We start from the raw sequence: 22,172 nt of genomic DNA, 5'->3' as shown, positions 1-22,172 counted from the left end.
GTAGTAATCACTAACGTTCTTGGTCAGACAATTGCCAACACAGTAATCACTTCTTCTGAAGCTCAGATTTCTGCTCCTGCAGGTATCGTTGTAGTAGCTGTTGAAGGCGAAGCTGCTGTTAAAGCAATCGTAAAATAAGAAACTATTTATAATCAATAAATTTAAATTGACTGCGCGGTTCCGTCATGAACCAAGTATCCCGTGAGGGCGAACAAGCGGTCAGTATTAATACTAAAGTAATGAAATAAAGTTCTTCTGTTCAAGCTCTGTGAAGAGCAAAAACAGGCAAAAACAAGCCCCGGGGGATTCATCTTCCGGGGCTTCGCCGTTAGAAAAAGGTGAAACCTTTTTCAGTTGACAGTTGACAAATGACAGCGCTCGAAGATGGAAAGATTTGAATCTGTTTGTATTGATTCCAATATGGATTTAGCGACTAATAGCCCTGTAAGGGCGTGCCAGGCTAGCCCAAGGTTTTAACCTTGGGTCTAAGTAAGTTAAGTTTGTCTTTTTAAGTCCTGTAGGGACGCCACAAGAACACGTATATCCTTGTAACGCCCTTACAGGGCTAGAGAGGGGGGAGTGTGATTATCACTACCCAGGGTTAAAACCCTGGTGATTTTGGGGTCAGGCTTACAGCCTTCAAGACAACGACACTGACAACTTCAAGACAACGATACTAATTGGCTCAATCCAGATGAAGGGATAGCTCAAATTTGACAAATACTGCATCTGTTGCTACCTCCATTGGCATATTATTATTAATAAACATCAAATGAAAAAAAACAACAACCCCCTGCATTCCTTTCATTGGATGCATTGCATGGCGAGATCGAACGGTTGCGCCATAAGAAAGAAAGCGACGGAAAACTGTCGCTCCGTGACGAACGAAAGCTGAAAGGCTATAAGAAACTTTTGGGTGAACGGCTCGGTGCCGCGGTGATCTATCCCGAAGACCGCCAGCCGGTACCCGTGCGCCGGCATCAGCTGGTAGCTTTCGGCATGAAGCATATCGACCGGATGCTGAAAGGAAATGACGCGGTTCATCCTGATGGTCGCCTCTATCACCTGATGCATGCCATCTTCGATTTTAAGGTCGATGCCGCTACCGTGAAGCGTTACTACTACATGTCGGAAGATGCAGAAGAATTAGGAAAATAAAATTCCCCCCTGCTCGCCTACTAATCGATCGCTTTCGGCAACCGTTTACCACCGTAAAGTCCCCTACAGGTTTTGTGGTGCAGGCAGGGTTGCCGGAAGCGATCCTTTTTGTATGCTGGTATTTGTTGAAGACTTTGATTATCTTGCGTCTAATAACCGGCTGAATAGCCATAACACAAATTATTATGAATGCAACACCCACTGTTTCCTATTTTCACAAACTGTATCTGTCCACGTCAGAGGCACGTTCACTCGAAGAAATCATTATCCTGATCCGTACCCGCCGCTGGATACATGAAATAACCGCTTATCGCCAGATACTCGTTTCCGGAGAGAAAGAAGAGGCACGTGCCCTGAAAGGCAAGCTCCCCGGATTTACTCCGTCGGGGGTATTCAAGGGAGGGCATAAGGCAAGCCAGCTGGAGACCTATTCGAAGGTAGTGGGGCTCGACTTCGATCATGTAGCCGATCTCCCTGCGCTGGTGGCTCTTTTCCGGCAGCAGGTTTTTACGCTCGCTCTCTTTGTCAGTCCCGGCGGCGAAGGACTGAAGGTCTTTGTCGCCGTCGATACCGGCCGTGAGGAGCATGCCACCGCTTTTGCAGCGGTGGCAGCCTGGTATGAACAGCTTGCCCATGTGTTTTGCGACCGTGCCTGTAAAGACATCAGCCGCTGTTGTTACGTCAGCGACGATCCCGCTGCCTGGTACAATTCCGAAGCCGAAGTCTTTTCTCCCGCCTCCGTTCCTCCCGTCCAAGTGTTTATCCATGATTGGCTCCGTGCCCATCCGCCGGTCGAGGGAAGCCGTAACCAGACCGTCTACCGCCTCGGCTGCGAGGCAAATCGGATGGGTTTCGGACGTGATGAAACCGCCTCTTTTTGCCTACCCCTGTTGCACGTCGCCGACTTTACGGATGAAGAGATTTTGCAGGCGTTATCCTCTGCCTATCAGGGAAATAAGGACGAGCATGCAGCCCGTCCAAACGGACGAAGGACACAAAAGGACAAAAAGGACACCGTCACAATTTCAGGAGAGGAACTGCGCGAACGGACTCCTTTTCTGCCTTCCGACATCACATCCGGCCTGCCTCCTTTGCTGGGGAAAGCACTCCGTTTTTATACCGATCCCCGCGAGCGCGACATGGCTTTTCTAGCTGCCTGTACAGTGCTGAGTGCCTGTCTGCCCCGAGTATGGGGTATATATAACCGGAAACGGGTATATCCCCATCTGTTCACCGTCGAAGTGGCTCCGGCAGGCAACGGGAAAAGCTGTATCAACGACATGCGCCGGCTGGCGGATCGTTATGCTTCGCTGATAGAGATAGAGACGAAGCGCAAGGAGGATGATTATCACCAGGCGCTTGAAGAATGGGAATTGAAGAAAACGGTCGCCCATCAGAAGAAGCAGGCTGTACGCGTTACCGATGCACCGGTGAAGGCATCGACCTGTTATTTCTTCATCCCGACGCAGATCACCAAGGCAAAGCTCCTGGTTCATCTGGCAGAGAACGGTGAGATAGGCGGTCTGATGGCAGACAGCGAGATAGATACGCTGATTAGTTCCGGCAGGCAGGATTACGGACAGTTCGACGACCTGCTGCGCAAGGCTTTCCATCATGAGCCGGTCGCTTCGTCGCGCAAGACCGACAACGAGATGATCCGAATCGAACGTCCGCGGCTGGCGGTGTTGCTGGCGGGTACGCCGGGACAGTTTTCGAGGCTGGTTCCGGATGCCGAGAACGGGCTTGCCAGCCGTTTGCTGTTGTATACCTGCCGCAGCGAGGCGGTATGGCAGGATGTCTCGTCAGCAGGCGAAGCCGGACAGTTTGAAAAGTATCTCGATACCCTGTCGGAGCAGGTGATGGAGGTGGCTCTGCTGTTGCGTAAGCGCCGTTTGCAGGTGCGGCTGACGACAGGGCAGTGGAGGGAGTTGAACGACCATTTCAGCGCTCTGCTGCGCGAAACGGACCTGTTCGGCAGCGAGTCGTTCCTGGGCGCTGTCAAGCGGCATGGACTGATGGCATACCGCCTGTGCATGATCTTTACCGCGCTGGAGGCGGCTTCGCTCGATTACGGGGTGGACGAGCTGTTTTGCAGTGACCTGCATTTCCATGCCGCCTTATCCGTCATCGATGTATGTCTGGCTCACAGCCGCCTGTTGATGACGCAGTTGTCTGCATCGGCGGATATCCCGGAGTTGACTTGCCCCGATTATTTCCGTAGTATTTTCGACCGGCTCCCCGAGGAGTTCACGCTGGCGGAGCTTTACGAACTCGGCGAGGCTGTCCACATAAGCGACCGCACCATCCGTCGCCATTTGTCCCGTCTCGAACCGCTGCATATCACCCGTCTTTCTCCCGGCCTTTATCGTAAAAACACGCCTCCTGCCGCCTGAGAATTTCATTCCCGTTTTGAAATTGTGACGGTGTCCTTTTTGTCCTTTTGTGTCCTTTCGATTTTTAATTTCCTGATAAACAGTCTTTTCCCTATATCCTGTCGTGCAACAGGGTATAGGGAAAAACGGGCCGGAATATAGGGCAGAAAGGTGTACGTTATAGGGTATTTTTCCATACCCCCAAGTAACTCCAGTTGTCGGTTTCAGGAATTGTATTTATGCTGTTTATTTCCTTTTCTTTCAACTCTTTCACCCTCCTTCCTCGACTTTCCGTTCGTCCGGACATGGTGGTTGTATCTTTGTTATGTGATTAATAAACAAGGTGTTTAACAAAAAAGTAAAAAATTATGCCAGCAAAGTACACATTAGTATTACGTAAGGATCTGCGCAAAGGTGCCGTGGAGGGGAGTAAATTGTATTATGCCAACGCGAAGGCGGCGGGTGAGTGTGGAATGTATGAGTTGTGCGACCTGATCTCGCTCTCGTCTACTGCTTCACCGGGGGATGTGCGGCTGATCCTCGACGAATTGATTGAGGTGATGAAACGCAGCCTGGGAAAAGGGGAAGTGGTGAAGGTGGGTGAACTGGGAAATTTCCAGTTGCAGTTCGGAAGTAGCGGGACGGCAACGAAAAAGGAATTTAACCAGTCGCTGATCAAGAGCAGACGCATTGTGTTTCGTCCCGGCAAGATGCTGCGCGAGGCGGTCAACAACTACTCCTTCGAGAAGATACCGGATCCCTCGGATAAGGAAGAAGGATCCGGAGGCGACGGAGAAGACGACCGTCCGGTGATCGAGTAGGCATCGTTGTCCTGCCGTTTCAAGGCTCGCCGAGGTGCTGTACGATATAATCCTTCTGCCTGGGTGTGAGGTATTTCTTTCCGGGGTGCCAGCCTGACTGTTCCAGCTGGTTGACGAGCTTGTCGCTGACGCGGACCCATTTTAATAGTTGCATCGTGGCACTTTTCTGTGAAATGGCAGGGAAGTATTGCAGGGCAAGCTCGCCCCAACCCCATACTCTGTTTTGATTGAGTGAATTTTCCATACGGCATGTTATTGAAGGTTTATATGCAATAAATATACGAATTATTGTCCTGATTATCAAGTAAAAAACAATTTAATATCATTGAAAATGAACAAGGAGATACAGTTTTTAAAGACCTGTCGTCCGGCAGCCGAAAAGGCAGGGCAGGTGTTTCATATGAATCCGGTAATGATCCTGGCGCAAGCGGCTCTTGAGAGCGGGTGGGGGACTTCCAATCTGGCGGTTAATCATCGGAATTACTTCGGTATCATAGGGTATGGCGTTTCCAATGCCTATTGGCATGGTGCCAGGGTGGAGATAGAAGGGGTACATCGGAAGCATGTCTTCCGGCATTATGGATCCGTGGAGCTTTCCTTCCTCGATTTTACCCGTTTGATCTATACCGGCTACCATCGTGCCTGGAGTTTCAGCTGTAGCCCGGAGGCTTATGCCAAAGAGATTGCCTACAGTCCCTATATCAGTGAACAGAATGGGGATAATCGTGAACAGTATCGCCGCAACCTGATCTCCATAGAAGAGAAGATCGTTAGGCTGATGGATATGTATGATTGGGTAGGCGGGGAAGCGGCGTGAATATAGAACTCATATAAATCAACAAGATCATGAACAAACTAAGACAAATCCTGCAATTTATTAAAGTCCTGCTGGGCTTTTTGTTGAACTTCAAAAAGAAGCATGAAAAGAATGAGAAACAAGAGGAAGTGGCTACGCCGGGCAATCAGCCCGAGGTGGCTCGTGTGTTACCTGGTGATACTGGGGATGACGGCTTTGTGGGCGGACCGTACAGAAATCGTCCTGGCCTGTATCGGGGCCCTGTTGACACTCTCGGGGTACGGAAACGGTTCCAAGGAGAGCTGGCGCAACGATTCCGGGAAGAATCCGGATTGTCATTGACTGTCCTTACCGGATATGCGTTGATGGTGTATGCGGCAGGGAGAATAATATGCCAATTATAGAAAGATATAAACTATTTTAATAAGAACCAGGTACGCGGATGACGCGGATTAGGCGGATCAAAACGGATTAAATGATCCGATCCGTTCAAATCCGCTCAATCCGCGTCATCCGCGTACCTGGTTCCTTTATTGCGACAAATAGACTCATATCTAAAAAATACTGAACCTGTCGCCGTCTTCATTGGCACATTGTCACATTATTTACCGTCTGCGGCGTACGCTTCGAACAGGAGATGATTTCTGGGCTTTCGGAGCTTTTGTCTTGACGGTCTTTTCTTTGGTTTCTTTGACAGCCTTTTCGGTGGTTGCACCCTCGCCACGTGCGGAGGCTTTCTTCGCTTTTTTAGCCTCTTTCGGGTCTACCGCCTGGGTAGTGTCGGGCTGGAACCAAAGAGCTTTCTCAAAGGCTGCCAACTGGCCTTCGATGCGATTTTGCTCGTTCTTCAATGAGTCCGGAGTCGGGCAGTAAGCGACCAACGGCTGGTTCATCAAGTTCTGTGTTTTGTATATCTCGCCTTCAAACATACGGCGGCGGAAATAGTCGTCGATGGTGAACGTCATGGCGTTGTTGATGTTAGACGTCATGATGAAGGCGGTATTGATGTACGGACGTATATTTTCGTAAGGGATCCAAAACATCGGCATGGTCAGTTCGCCGACATCACCGGAAGTGGTCATGATCGGACAGATAGCCAGTGTCTTTACATCGAATACGGAGTTGTTTTGGTCGAAATACCATGCTTCTTTCACGTAATAGGAACGGACGCTTTCGGAAGGGATGTCGCTTTCGTTGATAACGAACGTGCTGCCTTCGTTTCCTCTTCCGGCTACTTCTTCGTAATAGATACCGAAGCTGTCGAGCATCTTCTTCAGTTCGATCTTGTTGCTTTCGCTGAAGTCTTCATAACCGTCTTCGTACTGGTACGCATCTATTTTGCCTTCACTGATCAGACTGAAGATGATGGAGAAAAGGTTCATCTGTCCGTTCATCGGAGTGACCGGATAATAGAGGGGAGCGTTCTTCTCTTTCATCAGGTCGATCTGACGATACATGACACGCATCCAGCGGGCGTTACCCACTTCCTGTGTCATACGCTCGTTCATATCCTGTGCCCGTACGGTCAGTTCGGGTATACCGGTATCTTTTTTATCATTTGCCCGTTCTCCGCGGGAGGCTTGCGGGGCTCTTCTTGCCCGTTGCTGGGTGTTACCTGTTTCTTCCTGTGCCTGCAGAGAGGTAGCTGTGAAGAAGAGGGCGCTTGCAATTGCCAGTATGTAATAAAAGCATTTCATATTTTATATCCTTATTGGGGGCGGTTCGCGAACCGCCCCTACGTTAATTTACAATGACTTCGATCGGTGTAAGGGTGCGTTCCATGCCGTCAGGACCTTTGGCTACCACGCCGCGGATGTAGAAGCGTTTGCCTCTTGTCAGGCGGCGGATACGGTCTTTCTGTCCGTCAGAGAAACGAGGTCCCTGTGATACTTCAGGTATTGCATTTCCCATGGAATCGAAGAAGATCAGTTCGAAACGCAATACGTCGAATTTGATATTCAATATATCGTCGTCGATGGCAGCCTGCAGGACTTCCGTCTCGATCAGGTTCCGCTTGGTCATGTTTCCGCCACGGAATTTACGCACATTGCCATTTTGGTCTTTATATTCGATATACGGCATCGGATCGGGGAGGGCACGTACGCGGAACGTATTCTTTGCCATTTCCACGTTGCGGCCGTCTGCCATGCGGGCACTTACCGATATGACGGCATCGGTTCCCACTTTCGACGGGCGGGCTTCCCATATGTCGCCTTTGCGGGTCAGGGTTCCGTTGGTCATGCTGGCGGTGATGTTTCCGCTCGGTACGCCCGGTACGGCGATACGCATGTCGTTGGCAATACCGGCATATAATACATTCATCAGAAGCGGGGCTACGGTAGCACTCGGTTCCGTGACGAAGTATTCGCTTTCGAAGTTCTGACGCATGATGCTTCCGTCGTTGTTCGGCATCTCGATATACCCCTTGATCGGGTAGGTACCCGGGGCACCGGCAATGGCGGTGAACTGTCCGCGGCTGTCTTCCGGTAATTCTTTACCGTTGACAAATACGGTCGGACGCTTCGTTGAATCGACGGCAGACAGGACGATGTTCGCCTTGTACTGTCCTCCGCGCATAACGATCTGGCTTTCGGGGATCACCTGAGCCGTCATCTGGTTCACGCGGTAGTCGCCTATATCGACGCTGTTCAGCAGGTTGTTCAACACTTCGCCTTCTGCATAGCGGATGTCGCTCTGCAATTTGGTAAGCAGGGTCACAGCAGCTGCGACCGGCATATTTTCAAACAACGCCTCTTCCCAAGTACGGGTATTGATACCTGCCTTGTGAGGGGGAGTCGTGCTCAGGCTGGCTTCCAGGATGCGGGTCTTGGCACTGTCCTGTACCATTTCGCCCATCATCGTACGGTAAGCGTCGATGGCTTCGCGCAGCTTTTTGCCTTCACCGGTAACCGGACCGAGCATGATGCGTGAAGCGGCTTCGAGGTCGTCTTTATGTTCGATCTTATTTACGTCGGCATCTTTCCCGTCGGCAATCTCTGCGATACGTTCTTTCAGGTTCTGCACGTAGTTGTACAGGCTGTCGGAGGCATGCTTCACCTGTTTACCTTTGTCGTACCATTCCTTCACCTTTTCAGGGTTGGACTGGTAGTAGGTATCCAGTTCGCCGGCCACGATATCGTTACGATGCGTAGAGTTGTCGATAGAAGTGCGCAAACTGTCTTCCACGAGCTCGAAACCGTCGAGTACCTCCGACGACACATTCAGTGCCATCATCGCGATGAACACCAGGTACATCAGGTTGATCATCTTCTGACGGGGCGAGTTGGGATTATTAGCTATTCCAGACATCTTTCTTTTGTTTCGTTTGTTTGTTATCTACCGGCTTGTTGCTGGCCTGGGTTATTTGTATACGGAGCCTGCTGCTGATATCCGTACGGTTGTTGGTACGGCTGCTGATAGGCTGTCTGCTGCTGGTAATTAGGCTGCGGTTGCTGGGGTTGCGGAGCCGGTTGCTGGTAAGCAGGGGCTGCACCCATATTGACCGTCATTGCCTGCAGCAAACGGCTGTATACCTGGTTGAGTTCGGCAAGCTGGCGGGTCATCTTTTCCGTTTCGTTGCGGAAGACCGAGCTGTCGGTAACCGAGCCGTCGTACATCTCGCGGATGCGATTCAGGCCGCCGTTGATGTGTTCGATCGATTCGATTTGTGAGCTGATGCTCTTCAACTGTATTTCGTAGATCGTATTCAGGCCGGAGATGTTGCGGTTCAGCATTTCCATCTGCTGCACGTAGCCACGTGAGTTCTGGTTGATGCCGTCTGAATTGTCTGTAATGCTCTTATAAGAGTTAAGCAGTGTGTCGGAAACGTTGGTCAGCGAGTTGGTGACATGGCTGAAACGTTCCATGTTTTCGGACATGCCTGACAGCTGTTCCAGATACTTTTGGGTTGCTTCGGTCAGCTCTGCCATTTTGGAGATCTGTTCGGCGGCACCGCTCAGTTTCTTGATGCTTTCACTCAGGTTCTTTGTATCTTCTTCGCTGACATCGAGGTTGCCCAGTACGGACGCTCCGCCCAAGTCGCCTGTGATACCCGCTTTCTTGGCCGCACCGACATTTATCTTAATGCCTCCGCCCGCATTGTCGTCTTCGATGTTCTCGGGCGAGTTGATCAGGTTGGACATGCCTGTTCCGGCAAAGTCCGGACGGTCCATCGGGTTCTTCGATTTCAGGACGGGGAATACTTCTTCCCAGTGATATTCGTTTGAAGGATGTTCGAATGCAGAGATAAAGAACACCAGCGCTTCCACCGTCATGGCGATGAACAGGATCTGATTACCATACGGCAGGTGCAGCAACTTGAACATGGCACCTATGATTACGATAGATGCTCCCCAGCTGTAACAGAAGTTCAGTACTCTCTTTCCCATGTCGCTGGAAAGGAACATTTCGATTCTGTTTTTATATCTTCTATATTTTCCCATAATGTTGTATGTTTCTTAATTTATTTTTTTCCTTTTGAGCGGGAGAAACCGATCTGTGTACGTGCGCAACGGAAGCCGATGTATGAACGGGTCTCGTTTTGGTATTCGAATGTGCGCATATCCGAACGGATGAATTGTGCCACGTCTTTCCATGAACCGCCGCGTACGACTTTCTTCTTCATCGCATACGGGTCTTCTTTCGCTGCGTTGTAGCGGAGATCCGGGTTCATGTCGCTCATCTGGCTCGGTCCTGATTCGGAGTACATGGTAGAAGTCCATTCTGCCACGTTACCTGCCATGTCATATAAACCGAACTGGTTCGGGGCAAAAGAGCCTACGCGCGACGGGATCAGATGGCCGTCTTCCGTATAATTCCCTTTTCCGGGCTTGAAGTTTGCCATGAAGCAACCTTTGGCATTCTGCAGTTCGTCGGTCGACCACGGGTATTTGTTCTCGTTTTTTCCGGCACGGGCTGCATATTCCCATTCGCCTTCCGTCGGCAGGCGGAACGGCTCGATCGCCTGTCCGGCAGGGAAGTTCAGCGATTGCTTGAACATATCGGTACGCCATACGCAGAAGGCGGTAGCCTGTTCCCAGGAGACACCTACGACTGGATAATCGTCATATCCCGGGTGCTGGAAGTACATACGCATGTATGGCTCGTTGTAAGCGTTATTGAAGTCGTTCACCCAGCAGGTTTCATCCGGGTAAATGTTTACGATACGGGTGTGAAGGAAATCCCACGGACCGCTCAGCGGGCGGGTCAGGGTTTCGTTGATGATATTGCCGTCATCGTCGATATAGGCAGTATCCTTCGAGATCGTAATCACCTCATTCGGATTTACCTGGATATCTGTGTTGCGGACGCGTTCGCTCGGGTCCAGGCGGTTCTTGCGGAGAGCGGCACCGGTGTAGTCATACCATTCGTATTTGTAGACCATCTGCTTTTCGTCCAAGCGCTTTTCGCCGGTGATCGGGTGTACGTAGTAAACGCTCTCGATGGCACGCAGCTCATCCTCGTTCGCCCGTTTCCAGGGGATCGGACGGCTCCAGTCCAGATGCGGAGTGACAGGTTCGCCATACCGGTCTTCGGTGATTTTGAACAGGTCGTTGCCACCATAAGCCGGGTCAGCCAGGCGTTCGCGGATGATAGAGTCGCGCACCCAGTAGACAAACTGACGGTATTTGGCATTGGTTATTTCCGTTTCGTCCATCCAGAAAGCGTCAAACGAAACACCTTTTGTTTCAGGATTGATTCCCCACAAGGAGTCTTTGTCTGCCGGTCCCATTTCGAACGAACCTCTTTTGATCAGAACCATGCCATAAGGCGAGGGTTCATTAAAAGCCACTGACCGTACCCCGGTAACTTCTCCTCCCGCTCCGGAAAGGGATTTACCACATGAGGTAAGCAAGGCTACTGCCATAAGTACTAATAATACTTTTTTCATATACTATAATATACGTACACTTTTATGTCTGTTCTTTCCTGTTTTCGTCTTCTTCAACTTCAACTGGTAGCGCACCAACACCTCGTGGCTACCGGAACTCCCTTTCAGCATGGCGGTGGTAGGGAAATCGTAAGCATATCCAACCTGAAATCGACCGAATGTGGCTCCCAATAATACTACTACCGACTCGTTTATACGCCAGGAAAGACCTCCGTTAAACATTTTATTATATACCATCCGTGCGGTGATATCCGCCTGGAAGCTTTGCATGTCTGTCTTCAAGAAAACAGAAGGCTGTAATTCATACAACGGGTTCCTGAGCTGAATATTGTATCCGCCTGTCAAATTTAATCCTGTAGAAAGAAAAGTATAAGCATTTTCTTCGAATTGCATTTCCGGGGCGGTGATATGGGTTGCCGCAAACCCGAGGTAGAAATGCTTGTGGGTATAGTAAATACCGGCATTCACATCGAGAGCCATTGCCTGTACGGAGGTGCGCGGAATGGAGGGGTCCTCCTGCTGGTGGTAGTCGCTTTCGGGAATATATACTTTTGTCCCGTCGAAGCTCTTATTGAAAATACCTCCCTGCAGACCGACACTTAGCGTACCGCCGAATAATTTCTGTTTATAGGCATACTGGAAGGCTACTTTGGTGTTCTGGAACAATCCGATGCTTTCCGAGTTGACCACCAGTCCGATACCGTGGTTGGTGCTGCCCAGTTTCAGGGGCATATCGGCGATCACAAAGAAAGACGTACCCGCATGGGGCATGCCGATCCATTGCTGGCGGAAGAGGCCGAGCATGTTCAGGTCTCCCGTCGTTCCTGCATAGGCGGGGTTGTAATATCCCAACCCCAGGAAGTACTGGCTTAACTGCACATCGTCCTGGGCCCGCACGTTCATCGTGCAGGTAATCAATGCGATAATAAACAGGAAGACTCTCTTCATCTAAACTATAACTAACAAGGTGAAAGAAGTTTCACCCCTACAATAACGCGGCAAAAGTACATAAATTGTATTTCCCGCAAAAAAACAAACGAGGCAGGGGACTTCGCAAGCCCACTACCTCGCCTATATTTCAATACTTTGTGTTAAAGCACATCAATATTCCTCTTCGTTGAAGAAGAAGTCTTCTTTACTTGGATAGTCAGGCCAGATATCTTCCATGCATTCGTAAATCTCACCTTCATCTTCCATTTCCTGCAAATTCTCAATTACTTCTAACGGCGCACCAGAACGTTGTGCATAGTCAATCAATTCATCCTTGGTTGCAGGCCAGGGCGCGTCTTCCAGCTTCGAAGCTAACTCTAATGTCCAATACATAGTCATCTAGTATTAACAACCACCCGAGGGCAGTCAGGTTCTCAAATTTTCCGCAAAAATAAAACAATATTTCTTAGTTGCAAGTATAATCCCAAATAATTTCTTTGCCATTATTCTTTATACATTCCTTGCGGGCCAAAACAAACAGATAATCAGAGAGTCTGTTTACAAAAATAAGTACAGGCTCTTCCACCGGATTTGTTTCGGCGAGGCGGTATATCTGACGTTCTGCGCGGCGGCAGACGGTACGGCAGACATGTGCCAGCGAAGCGGAACGGGTACCGCCGGGCAGGATGAAATTTTTCATCGGGGGCAGTTCGCTGTCCAGCCGGTCGATTTCACGTTCGATGTGTGCAATGCTTTCGGGAGTGACCTTGCTTTCTATTTTCAGTTCGGTTGTCTCCTGGTCGGTAGCCAGGTAAGAGCCGATGGTGAACAGTTTATGCTGTATAAAAGAGAGGAAATCGATGTCCGCCTGGTCATCCAGTGACGTGACAAGCAGGCCGATGAATGAATTCAGTTCGTCGATCGTTCCGTAACTCTCGATGCGCTGGTGCGCTTTCGATACCCGCTGGCCTCCCACGAGGGATGTTTTTCCCTTGTCGCCGCCACCGGTATAAATAAGGCTTTTTTTCATATACTTCTTTTTTTAATTATCAACACTCATCTATCTGTTCTCTACCGTCAGAAGTAGACTATATAGTCACGCTTGTGCAGCTTTCTGTTAAAGAAGACGATCCCCATCGAGTAGAGGTCGACCGTAACCGTCACCTCGGGATGGGCGCATACCTCTTTCCAGAACTCCCTCATCTTACGGCTTGTCTTGATTCCTTCAAAAACAAAGATCGTATCGTTATGGATATGCTTTGTACATTCATTAAACAACCAAACGTTGTTCTGTTGTTCATAGATTGTATTAAAAAATACAAAATCGACTTTCCCCATGTCTTCGAGTGCGCGGGGAAGCAGCTCTTTATAGTTTCCCGTGCGCAGGTCGATCGGGTTATGTGCCGCCTTTTCGAAGGCGATCCGGGCGATGGACGCGAACTCCGGGATGTTTTCAAGGGCGATGCATTTCAATCCGGGGGCATAGGAGGTCAGATAGAGGGTGGACAACCCCATCGACGGCCCCAGCTGAAGGATGTTTTGCGACTTGAAATAGTTCGTCAGGCGGAAAAGCAAGGCACCGTGCTTGGGCTTGATCGCCTCGCGTTCCACAATCTCCCCGATCGTACGGCGACGGAGCTTCCCTTTCTGTTGTCTGTCCGGATAGGTTATGCTATCGTCGCGGAAAAGCAGCTGCTTTCGGATCAGTTCTATATCGTAAAAGCTATAATAGGAGCAACGTTCTTCTATCACCTTTGTTATTAGGTTGAAGACGAAAGGCGAGTGCACTCCGTAACCGCGGCGGTAACGTATGCCCCGGTATAAAAGTACACTTTTTCGTAAGGTATTAGCTTTGGGTATGATCTGCATTTCTCTTTTTGTATTTGTCACACAAAAGTAAGATATTCTTATTTATTGGCAATAATTAGCATCTACAGATTCATGCCGGAAGCAAAAATCATTTCATGGTGTATTGTACGGATGCGGCAGGAAACGAATCGTATGTAGCAAGGAATATCGTGCTGAGTAAAGACGGGGAGACTGGGGTACACTAATTGTTTGCTTGTTTTTTAAGGCAAGTAATCTGTTGCCGACACTGTCGGCAACAACTTTCACCGGCAACCAGACAACAGGATGTCCGGTATTCCATACCGTGATACCCTGTTAGTCATCCGCAATAAAGGCAGTACCGGGGAGAACTACGCCGAATTGCTTCAAGTCTACATTGATCAATGCCATTTGTTCCGGTAACATGTTCAGAGGAGACGATGAGATTTGCTGCCATGTGTATCTTTTTCCCGTATAGGCCGATTCCCGTGCCATGACGGCGGTTAAGGCAGATGTGGCAGCCGTTTCGGCTATATTCAGTACTGTCCCTTTCCGGATATGATCGACCAGCATGATGTGTTCAAGCGTATACATGTCGTGTACTTTGAATTTCGACTTGGCTGCTTCTGCATCGTATTGCCAGATTGTTTCCCCTTTCCTGTTACGGATGGAGAAGTCGCTGCTGTGCCACGAGCCTTTTTCCCCTTGAATGACGATTCCGGCACCATTGTCACAGCCGTCTATCCTCCGGACCATTCCTTCCAGCATTACTCCGTTCTCATATTCGAAGTGCATGCTGAAATTGTCGTATACATTGCCTATATTCTTACGAATCCTGGAACCATAGGCAATGACATTAACCGGTTTGAGTTGCGTGAACCAGTTGAAAACATCTATCCAGTGGACCAGCATATTGCTGATTTGGTCGCCGTTCACCCAGTTCCAGTTGAAATGTCCGCGGATCATATATTCCATATCGGTCCATTCCGGACGGCGAACGATATATTGGTCACGTCCTGTATGATAATAGGCGTATCCCGATATAATAGAACCGATAAGTCCTTCCTGTACCTTTTGGTAAGAGGCGACAAACGGCCGGTCGAAATGGTATTGCGTACCGGGCAGGATGTTGATACCTGTATTCACCGCTTGTCTTGCCGCGGCTACGAACGTACGGTAACCTGCCGGATCGATGGCTGCCGGTTTTTCAACGAATACGTGTTTTCCCTTTTCAATCGCATATTTCATGTGCCCGGGATGGAAGCAGTTGGGGGATGCGATCAGCACAAGATCTATCGGTAGTTCACACACTTTTCGATAGGCATCGAAACCGGTAAAGCACATCTCATCCGGGATACGGACGTTTTTCCCATCCTTCAGCCGTTGTCTCCCGGCTTCCAGTTTATCCGGAAAGAGATCGGCCAGTGCAACGATATACAGGTCGTTTCCTGCATCGAGAAAGTTGAAAGCTGCTCCTATGCCTCTTCCGCCGCATCCGATCAAAGCTGCCTTGATTGGTTTCCCGTCGATCGCTTTGTCCGGTAGTTCGGGTATATAGAGTTCTTCGACAGGGTGTAACGGCACCTGCTTCCCCTTTTCTGAGCAAGAGGTAAATAGCAGACCGGAACCGAGCGTACTACTTAAACCGATAGTGGCTACGCCGGATAAAAAGTTGCGTCTGGTCAGTTTCTCTTCTGGTTCCATAAGAAAGGATTTAATGGGTCATTTTAATCAGCGTCTCGTACATCGTGTTCAGTTTATCGTTGCGTGTACGGTTTATCTCGGCAATTTCTTCATCATGGAGAAAGCCTTTGTTCAGGGTAAGGAAACGTTTATCCAGTTTTCGGGCCTCGATGATAAGAGGTTCGAGCTCTTTGATAAATGTTTCCGCCTGGTTCCGTTCAAACCGGCTGGATTCGTATCTGTTTTCTATCTCTTTGAATGTCAGGTATTGTACGCGCAGGTCGAACATTAAGCGCAGATGTTCAAACTCTGGTATGTTATTCTTCGGTTTTAGGGAAGCCAGTTGTTTTTGTAGGGCGATGGCTTCTGCTTTTACCTCTTTCACGGATGTACCTTTCGGGTCTTTTCCTCTGACGATCGTTTCCTGCGGACTTTTTAATATCTGCCACATTCGTTTACTTTCTTCCGGAGTGAAGCCAAAACGTTCCTGTCCATATTTCACGACGAAGGCTTGCGGGTCGATCGGTTCTTCATTTTTGAGAGACTCTCCATAGGCGGCAACTAATATGCGGAAGCCCGAAAGCGGATATACATATCTGACAGGAAACATCCCGATGACTTCCCAATTGGTGTCGTAGCTGAATCCGTAAGTGCCCGATGTGGACCAGGATGTCATAACCACTCCCTGATAACCGGCTTTACGGGCGTAAGGAATGAATGTCTTTTGGTTATTGAAATGCTTTTCCCACTGGGTCAGATAGATGTTGTCGGGGTGGCTGCGTATGGAAGGTGCTCCCCAAAAGGTGACTCCGGCATTGAACAGGTTATCCATATTTCCGAAATGGTCGCGATCCCATCCATAATTCCAGTCCACATAGATGATGTCTTTAGGCAATTCATGCAATGCTTCCGGATATTTCAGGATAATATCCGCCCATAAGACGGGTTGCTTACCCATCGATTCAACGATCTCGCACATGGCTTTCACGTAATCGACGAATAATTTCGATTTACCTTCTTTCCGGACTTTCTCTGCACAGGCTTTACAACTGCCCAGTAGATAAGTCTCATCTCCTCCGATATGGAAATAACGGGAGGGATGCAGCTCTGCCATTTCTTTGAAGACTTCCGTGAATACTTCTTTGCATTCGTCTATCTTCATGGGACAAACCTGGGAAACTTCTTTCCTGTCCTCTTTCAAATGAGCATACCGGTCGTGGCGGAGAATGTATTCGGCATGTCCGAAGCAGTTCTGTAAGGGAATGACGTCGATGCCGAGCGTTGAACAATAAGAGACGAATGACCGGACCTCTTCGCGGGAATAGGCATATTTGTTGGAGATGGTGGCATGCTTATCATAAGGATAAGAACCTTCCCATTCCATAATGATCGTATTGATTCCGAATTCAGCCAGTTCCTTCGCGAAGTTCTTGAGGGCGGGCATTGTCATTACCTCGCAACGGAGGTCGATGTGAAATCCTTTGATGGCAAAATCATGTTTATTCATCGCCAAAGGCGATGAATAAACAGACGGACATAGCAGGAAGAATGCCAGGAAGAGTATACCTATGGTCTTCAAGCTGCGTATAGACTTAATGAATGTATTTTTCATATTTATATTTATTTGTTAGTCATGTGTTTACATGGTAGATAAACCGGATTCGGGAACTTCTGCCAATGGAGTTATGTTTAGTTCGGCACCTGTATATCCGGGATTCTGGTTGATACGTCCGGATGAGTTTCCGTCGATATCATTCTGTGGTACCGGCCACCAGATATGATAAGGGCTCATTTTAAATTCAGCGCCGTTCAGTGCCTTCACTCCTTTATTGTAGAAATTACCTCTGTCCATGATCCGGTCGTAAAAATAGTTATTTTGTGACAATGTAGACATACTATAGCTCCGACCTTTGTAATCTGATTTGCCGGTTCTTGCATACAACAGTGCAATACGGGTCAGTTCTATTTTCCTGTTTTCCTCATATAAAAGTTCACGTGTGCGTTCGTCCAGTAAGGTTTCCATATTTACTTCTCCCGGATTTAGCGGTGCTGCACCGGCACGGGCACGAACGATATTGATGTCACGCGCTGCTGAAGCCGGATCGTCTTTCCAGAGGTAGGCTTCGGCACGCAATAAATAAGTCTCTGCCAGGCGCATGACATACATATCCGAATAGCCGCCGTTGTACTGGGCTGCTGTGGCGGCATCGGGTTCTTCGATGTAGAGTTTATAATGTGCCCATTCTCCCCAGTTCCTCAAGGTGTCGATACATAATAATTGTCCGTCGTCGCTCCACAAGCGTATTGGCTGATGGTAGTACGGTGTACCTTTCAGGTCCGGATTGTTATAGACAAGATCTGTCATTTTCATCCAGTTTCCGGGGGTATGGCGCAGGTCGTTGCTGTCGTCCCAGACGGCATTGGAGCTGTACCATGTCAGGCGGCAACGTCCGATGCCTCGTCCGTAAATACCATTATAATCCAGTTCCGGCTCTTTCAGGCGTTTGTCGGACATACCCGGTTTGCCGTCGGGAGTTTGGATACGATTGGTCGTGTTGGCCCAAAACGGGAGAAAGTTACGCATAGCCAGTGTCTTTTGGGATGATTTTGCTGTCTGGTATTCATATCGGTCCAGTGTTGCCAGTAGGACTTCTTTGTTTTCCGTGCTGTTTTTATTCAGCGGGCGGTGCAAATCCCAAAGTACATTTTTGGTGTTGTCAGTAACGTCAACGCCGAAACGATTAGTCATTAAACTGTAACGTCCTCCGTCGATAACGGCATTGGTTGCTTTTATGGCTTCATCAAAATCTCCGAGGGTCAGGCAGATTTTGGCTAGCAGATGATAGCAGGCTCCTTTGGAGATGCGTCCTCTGCTATTATCTTCCGCAACCCATTGAACTGCAAATTCCATATCCGATTTGATCTTCTTCAGGATACCATCGCGTTCCACCGAACATAAGTTGGTAACGGGAGTTTCCACCTCTGTGAAGATGGCGGGAATATCATTGAATAACATACAAAGCTGGTAGTAGCGGAAGGCTCTGTGCCATAATGCCATACCCAGGATATTGTTTCGTTCGCTTTCGGATTCGTATGTCGCATCGTCTATTCGGGTTATTACGGTATTGGCGTAACGTATGCCGAGATAATCGTTGGTCCAGTACCAGTACATACGGTTTGTCTGGTCCCAGTTATTATTTGCTGTCGGCAGGATCTTTTCATTCAGGTTCTGGGCGGGACCGGAGATATCAGTCGTTCCCAAAACGCATTGCTCTGAAAAGATCATAGCGGTCAGTATGGGAGAATGTTGTCCTACGAACTCTTCCCGCAGTAAACGGTCGCATGCCGTAACGGAACTCAACATTCCTTCTTTATCGATCAAGGTATTTCCCGGAGAGTAGAAAGACAATGGATCCGGATCTAACCAGGATTCGCTACAACCTGTTGCCAGGAGCATTGTTGTCAGGATAGCATATATTATTTTTTTCATGACTGAATAGTATTATTTAGTTAGACATTAGAATGTTACATTGACACCCAGTGTATAGGTGCGATTGGTACTGCTTACGGTATTGGGGCTGTCGGCGTTGTATGCTTCCGGGTCATAATATTCCCAGTCCGGAGCCCAGCAACCTACATTCTTGATCGTTCCGTAGATGTTCATTCCCTCTATTTTGAATTTGTTCAGGAATGATTTAGGTACGGTATAGCCTATGGATATATTATCCAGCCGGATGAATGACAGGGAACGATAGAAGTTCGCTCCGATATTCTTGTCATCCGAATATAAGCGGGCATACTCGTTGGTCGGATTTTCCGCAGTCCAGTAAGGGATCTTGAAATAGTTGGTCTTTGTCAGTGTACCGGCTTCGAAATGCTTTGCACGCTGGTAAGGCGCTTTATGTCCCCAATAAGAATAAAGCATAAAGGACAGGTTCCAGTTTTTAAACAAGGTGAATTCGTTGCGAAGGGTCCAGCGGAAACGCGGTGTTTTGTATCCGATAAACTCCTTATCGTTGTTATCATAGATTTTATTGCCGTCCACATCCTTGATCTTCATATCTCCTGGTCGAAGACCATATTCAGCAGCCTGTTCGGCTTCATTTTCCTGCCATACACCGATAACGTTGTATGTCCAGATGGAACTGATATCCTTTCCGATGAACCATTCGTTCTTGATATCGTCCATCTCTTTCCGTCCGATGACATTTCCGTTGTCGTCAAGTACATTTTCATAATCGCCGTACAGATGGTTTACTTTGTTACGGTTTAAAGAGAAATTAAATGTGGTATTCCACTGGAAGTTCTTTGCATCGATATTCAAGGTCCTCAGGGAAAGTTCAAAACCTGTATTCTGAACTTCGCCCAGGTTGGCCATAACTTCACCGAAACCGATTGTTTCCGTGAGGCTGCGGTTGATCAACAGGTCGGAAGTAACCATTTTGTACACGTCGATATTACCGGAAATGCGGCTGTCGAGGAATCCGAAATCAAGACCGAAGTTAAAGGAACTGGTTGTTTCCCATTTCAGGTCTTTGTTTGCCATTGTGCTTACGTATACGGAGTTGGAGAGGTCTATATTACCATTCAGGGTCTGATAAATGTACTGGTCCGTTTTCATTTCAGCTAAAGCTGCGTACATACCGATATCCCTGTTTCCGTTTTGTCCCCAGGATACACGCAGTTTACCGAAGTCCATTGCGGGGAATTTGAAGAACGGTTCTTCTGAAAATACCCATCCGAGAGCAACAGAAGGAAAAGTCGCATGCGGATTGGATACGCCGAATGCCGAATAACCGTCCCGTCTGACGGATGCTGTAAGCATATATTTTTTGTCGAACGAGTAGAACAAGCGTCCCATCAGGGCATCGCCGGTATTTCTGGTGTCGTTGCTGGAGATTGCCGGTACCGTACCTGCCTGCATTCTGTGATAACCCAGTATGTCGCTGGGGGCAAATTGCTGAGTAGTCTGTATTTCCTGCCAGGATTGGTTTTCTTCAGCATTCTGTAACAAGGTCACTTCTACCTGGTGTTTTTGGGCAAATGTATGTTCCCAACGGATCAGGTTATCCACCTGCCAGTTGTAGGACATTTCACTTCTTCGCTCCGCATCTCCGCCGAATGATTTCCATACAGGATGTTGTGAAGAGCGGTGGTTCCTGTAGTTGTACAGTAACAGGCGGGGAGAGAAATTTACCTGATAAGAAATACCGAACGGCAGTTTTATTTTGGCATACATGCTTCCGGTGAAGGAATTGCGTATCGCCGAACGGTCTATGAATGAATCGTTATAAGCCGAGTTAATGGAACTGGCATTGTCTATACCTGTCGGATACAGCATCGGGTTACCGTCCAGATCTGTCGGAGTGGAATAGGGAGTATTTGCCCATATCTGGTTCACACTGCGTGGGATAGCTCCCTGGTCGCGATAAGAATATTGTACATTGACACCGGCTGACAGCCAAGAGGTTACATCGAAGTCCAGTTTCAGCCGGCTTCTATAAGATTTGTATTTATCACCGATAACAATACCTTCATTGTTCAGGTAACCCAATGACCAGTAATAACTGACTTTATCTTTCTTTCCTGAAATGTTGACATTATAATCTTGTCGGAATGCTTTCTGATATGTTTCATCATACCAGTCGAATGTTCTTCCGGCAAAATAGTTGTCAAGCTCCGGTTCGAACAGTCCCAGGCGGACGAGCCAGTCATAGGTGTAGTTGCCGGTAGTGGGACGATAGGAGATCCAGTCTTCCAGGGTTACACCTGCCGGAAGGTTGTTGGGGTCTGAAAATTCTCCCGGTTTATGATCTTCGAAGATACTTTCCTGCACATCTTCACGCCATGCAAGGTATTCCTGTGGGTTGTAAACATCCATCTTCTTCGCGAGGGTGGAGATGCCGACGCTGGCATTGAATTGGACGGTAGGTTTTTCAGCCGATCCTTTTTTCGTTGTGATCAGCACGACTCCGGCTGCAGATTTGGCACCATAAACGGCTGCCGAGCTGGCATCTTTCAATACGTCGATTTGGGCGATATCGTTCGGATTGATTTCATCGAGGCTTCCGTAGTAAATAATACCGTCTACCACCAATAAGGGTTCGTTGCTGGCTTTGATCGAACGTTTTCCGCGAATCTCCATGCTACCGCCGCCTTTCGCTGAGTTATCGAGTCCGATATTCAAGCCGGCAACGTTTGCCCTAAGGATATCCTGAACGGTAGCGGGACGTTCTTTTTCCAGTGAAGTCGCTTTTACCTGGGTCACGGCACCTGTCAGGTCTCTTTTCTTTTGTACACCGTATCCAACCACGACAACCTCTTCCAGATTCAGGATCTCTTCTGCCAGGCTGATGTTGAGTGTCTTTTGCCTTTTTACAGGGACTTCCTTCGTTACGTACCCGATAAAGGAGAATGCCAATACTGCATTTTCATTTGTAACGGTTATGGTGTAATGACCGTTAACGTCCGTTATAACTCCGTTGGTAGTCCCTTTTTCCATTACATTTACACCGGGTATCACTTCTCCTTTGTTGTCGGTGACGATACCTGTGACTGCTTGTTTTTGTTGAGTGGCAGAAGGAATGTTATTTGTCTCTGCTGCAAAAACTGGTACTATGGTCATAAGCAGGAAGGCCATAAGTAATAGATCGAATGCCAGTCTTTTTCCATTGTTGATTTTTTTCATACCATCG

19 protein-coding genes are annotated in these 22,172 nt (G+C 48.5%); 6 read left to right on the top strand and 13 right to left on the bottom strand.

Features of this window, described 5'->3' with window-relative positions; all coding sequences use genetic code 11:
• The 4 genes from DXD68_RS24820 to DXD68_RS09735 form a co-directional block, all read left to right on the top strand.
• A partial coding sequence (locus DXD68_RS24820) for a DUF6383 domain-containing protein (protein WP_158585871.1) occupies positions 1 to 138 on the top strand: 138 nt, incomplete at its 5' end.
• A gap of 669 nt (positions 139 to 807) precedes the next feature.
• Positions 808 to 1,158, top strand: a complete 351-nt coding sequence (locus tag DXD68_RS09745) for a hypothetical protein (protein ID WP_122361442.1) — start codon at positions 808 to 810, stop codon at positions 1,156 to 1,158.
• Between the two features lie 185 nt (positions 1,159 to 1,343).
• Positions 1,344 to 3,551: a DUF3987 domain-containing protein gene (locus DXD68_RS09740; protein WP_122361441.1), complete on the top strand. Its 2,208-nt coding sequence runs from the start codon at positions 1,344 to 1,346 to the stop codon at positions 3,549 to 3,551.
• Positions 3,552 to 3,898: 347 nt separating this feature from the next.
• A complete protein-coding gene (locus DXD68_RS09735; protein WP_122361440.1) occupies positions 3,899 to 4,351 on the top strand; it encodes an HU family DNA-binding protein in 453 nt (150 codons plus the stop codon).
• Between the two features lie 19 nt (positions 4,352 to 4,370).
• On the opposite strand, the gene DXD68_RS09730 is transcribed toward DXD68_RS09735, so the two are convergent.
• On the bottom strand, positions 4,371 to 4,595 hold the full coding sequence (locus DXD68_RS09730) for a DUF4248 domain-containing protein (RefSeq protein WP_122361439.1): 225 nt from the start codon (positions 4,593 to 4,595) through the stop codon (positions 4,371 to 4,373).
• Positions 4,596 to 4,682: 87 nt separating this feature from the next.
• Between DXD68_RS09730 and DXD68_RS09725 the strand changes: the two genes are divergently transcribed.
• Positions 4,683 to 5,168: a glucosaminidase domain-containing protein gene (locus tag DXD68_RS09725; RefSeq protein WP_122361438.1), complete on the top strand. Its 486-nt coding sequence runs from the start codon at positions 4,683 to 4,685 to the stop codon at positions 5,166 to 5,168.
• 29 nt (positions 5,169 to 5,197) lie between these two features.
• A complete protein-coding gene (locus DXD68_RS09720) occupies positions 5,198 to 5,551 on the top strand; it encodes a hypothetical protein (RefSeq protein ID WP_122361437.1) in 354 nt (117 codons plus the stop codon).
• 201 nt (positions 5,552 to 5,752) lie between these two features.
• Here DXD68_RS09720 and gldN read toward each other — a convergent pair whose 3' ends face one another.
• From gldN to DXD68_RS09660, 12 genes are all read right to left on the bottom strand, one after another.
• Positions 5,753 to 6,844 (bottom strand): gliding motility protein GldN, encoded by a 1,092-nt coding sequence (gene gldN, locus DXD68_RS09715; RefSeq protein WP_122361436.1) that lies wholly within the window; start codon positions 6,842 to 6,844, stop codon positions 5,753 to 5,755.
• 43 nt (positions 6,845 to 6,887) lie between these two features.
• On the bottom strand, positions 6,888 to 8,456 hold the full coding sequence (gldM, locus tag DXD68_RS09710) for a gliding motility protein GldM (RefSeq protein WP_122361435.1): 1,569 nt from the start codon (positions 8,454 to 8,456) through the stop codon (positions 6,888 to 6,890).
• Positions 8,457 to 8,479: 23 nt separating this feature from the next.
• Positions 8,480 to 9,589, bottom strand: coding sequence for a gliding motility protein GldL (gldL, locus tag DXD68_RS09705; RefSeq protein ID WP_233577076.1), 1,110 nt, complete (start codon positions 9,587 to 9,589; stop codon positions 8,480 to 8,482).
• Between the two features lie 20 nt (positions 9,590 to 9,609).
• On the bottom strand, positions 9,610 to 11,037 hold the full coding sequence (locus DXD68_RS09700) for an SUMF1/EgtB/PvdO family nonheme iron enzyme (protein ID WP_122361433.1): 1,428 nt from the start codon (positions 11,035 to 11,037) through the stop codon (positions 9,610 to 9,612).
• Positions 11,038 to 11,040: 3 nt separating this feature from the next.
• Positions 11,041 to 11,985, bottom strand: coding sequence for a type IX secretion system membrane protein PorP/SprF (locus tag DXD68_RS09695; protein ID WP_122361432.1), 945 nt, complete (start codon positions 11,983 to 11,985; stop codon positions 11,041 to 11,043).
• 153 nt (positions 11,986 to 12,138) lie between these two features.
• On the bottom strand, positions 12,139 to 12,360 hold the full coding sequence (locus DXD68_RS09690; protein WP_005633363.1) for a DUF2795 domain-containing protein: 222 nt from the start codon (positions 12,358 to 12,360) through the stop codon (positions 12,139 to 12,141).
• 73 nt (positions 12,361 to 12,433) lie between these two features.
• Entirely contained in the window at positions 12,434 to 12,997 is a 564-nt protein-coding gene (locus DXD68_RS09685) for a cob(I)yrinic acid a,c-diamide adenosyltransferase (RefSeq protein ID WP_122361431.1), read from the bottom strand.
• Positions 12,998 to 13,044: 47 nt separating this feature from the next.
• Positions 13,045 to 13,836: an O-methyltransferase gene (locus tag DXD68_RS09680; RefSeq protein WP_122361430.1), complete on the bottom strand. Its 792-nt coding sequence runs from the start codon at positions 13,834 to 13,836 to the stop codon at positions 13,045 to 13,047.
• Positions 13,837 to 14,130: 294 nt separating this feature from the next.
• Positions 14,131 to 15,498: a Gfo/Idh/MocA family protein gene (locus DXD68_RS09675; RefSeq protein ID WP_122361429.1), complete on the bottom strand. Its 1,368-nt coding sequence runs from the start codon at positions 15,496 to 15,498 to the stop codon at positions 14,131 to 14,133.
• A gap of 10 nt (positions 15,499 to 15,508) precedes the next feature.
• The gene (locus DXD68_RS09670) at positions 15,509 to 17,089 is read right to left on the bottom strand and encodes a family 20 glycosylhydrolase (protein ID WP_233577074.1); all 1,581 of its coding nucleotides are present in this window, start codon (positions 17,087 to 17,089) and stop codon (positions 15,509 to 15,511) included.
• A gap of 27 nt (positions 17,090 to 17,116) precedes the next feature.
• Positions 17,117 to 18,967, bottom strand: a complete 1,851-nt coding sequence (locus DXD68_RS09665) for a RagB/SusD family nutrient uptake outer membrane protein (RefSeq protein WP_199715607.1) — start codon at positions 18,965 to 18,967, stop codon at positions 17,117 to 17,119.
• A gap of 27 nt (positions 18,968 to 18,994) precedes the next feature.
• On the bottom strand, positions 18,995 to 22,165 hold the full coding sequence (locus tag DXD68_RS09660; protein ID WP_233577072.1) for a SusC/RagA family TonB-linked outer membrane protein: 3,171 nt from the start codon (positions 22,163 to 22,165) through the stop codon (positions 18,995 to 18,997).
• Between the last annotated feature and the right edge of the window lie 7 nt (positions 22,166 to 22,172).

This window comes from Parabacteroides sp. TM07-1AC, from assembly GCF_003480915.1.
Lineage (GTDB): Bacteria > Bacteroidota > Bacteroidia > Bacteroidales > Tannerellaceae > Parabacteroides > Parabacteroides chongii.
The sequence above is the reverse complement of the archived record's forward strand: the minus strand, read 5'-3'. Positions and strand labels throughout refer to the sequence as shown.

Bases quoted from the DNA above. Each gene is read 5' to 3' on its own strand.
- DXD68_RS09740 (WP_122361441.1), top strand. From the start codon at position 1,344: ATGAATGCAACACCCACTGTTTCCTATTTTCACAAACTGTATCTGTCC.
- DXD68_RS09735 (WP_122361440.1), top strand. From the start codon at position 3,899: ATGCCAGCAAAGTACACATTAGTATTACGTAAGGATCTGCGCAAAGGT.
- DXD68_RS09730 (WP_122361439.1), bottom strand. From the start codon at position 4,595: ATGGAAAATTCACTCAATCAAAACAGAGTATGGGGTTGGGGCGAGCTT.
- DXD68_RS09725 (WP_122361438.1), top strand. From the start codon at position 4,683: ATGAACAAGGAGATACAGTTTTTAAAGACCTGTCGTCCGGCAGCCGAA.
- DXD68_RS09720 (WP_122361437.1), top strand. From the start codon at position 5,198: ATGAACAAACTAAGACAAATCCTGCAATTTATTAAAGTCCTGCTGGGC.
- gldN (WP_122361436.1), bottom strand. From the start codon at position 6,844: ATGAAATGCTTTTATTACATACTGGCAATTGCAAGCGCCCTCTTCTTC.
- gldM (WP_122361435.1), bottom strand. From the start codon at position 8,456: ATGTCTGGAATAGCTAATAATCCCAACTCGCCCCGTCAGAAGATGATC.
- gldL (WP_233577076.1), bottom strand. From the start codon at position 9,589: ATGGGAAAATATAGAAGATATAAAAACAGAATCGAAATGTTCCTTTCC.
- DXD68_RS09700 (WP_122361433.1), bottom strand. From the start codon at position 11,037: ATGAAAAAAGTATTATTAGTACTTATGGCAGTAGCCTTGCTTACCTCA.
- DXD68_RS09695 (WP_122361432.1), bottom strand. From the start codon at position 11,985: ATGAAGAGAGTCTTCCTGTTTATTATCGCATTGATTACCTGCACGATG.
- DXD68_RS09690 (WP_005633363.1), bottom strand. From the start codon at position 12,360: ATGTATTGGACATTAGAGTTAGCTTCGAAGCTGGAAGACGCGCCCTGG.
- DXD68_RS09685 (WP_122361431.1), bottom strand. From the start codon at position 12,997: ATGAAAAAAAGCCTTATTTATACCGGTGGCGGCGACAAGGGAAAAACA.
- DXD68_RS09680 (WP_122361430.1), bottom strand. From the start codon at position 13,836: ATGCAGATCATACCCAAAGCTAATACCTTACGAAAAAGTGTACTTTTA.
- DXD68_RS09675 (WP_122361429.1), bottom strand. From the start codon at position 15,498: ATGGAACCAGAAGAGAAACTGACCAGACGCAACTTTTTATCCGGCGTA.
- DXD68_RS09670 (WP_233577074.1), bottom strand. From the start codon at position 17,089: ATGAAAAATACATTCATTAAGTCTATACGCAGCTTGAAGACCATAGGT.
- DXD68_RS09665 (WP_199715607.1), bottom strand. From the start codon at position 18,967: ATGAAAAAAATAATATATGCTATCCTGACAACAATGCTCCTGGCAACA.
- DXD68_RS09660 (WP_233577072.1), bottom strand. From the start codon at position 22,165: ATGAAAAAAATCAACAATGGAAAAAGACTGGCATTCGATCTATTACTT.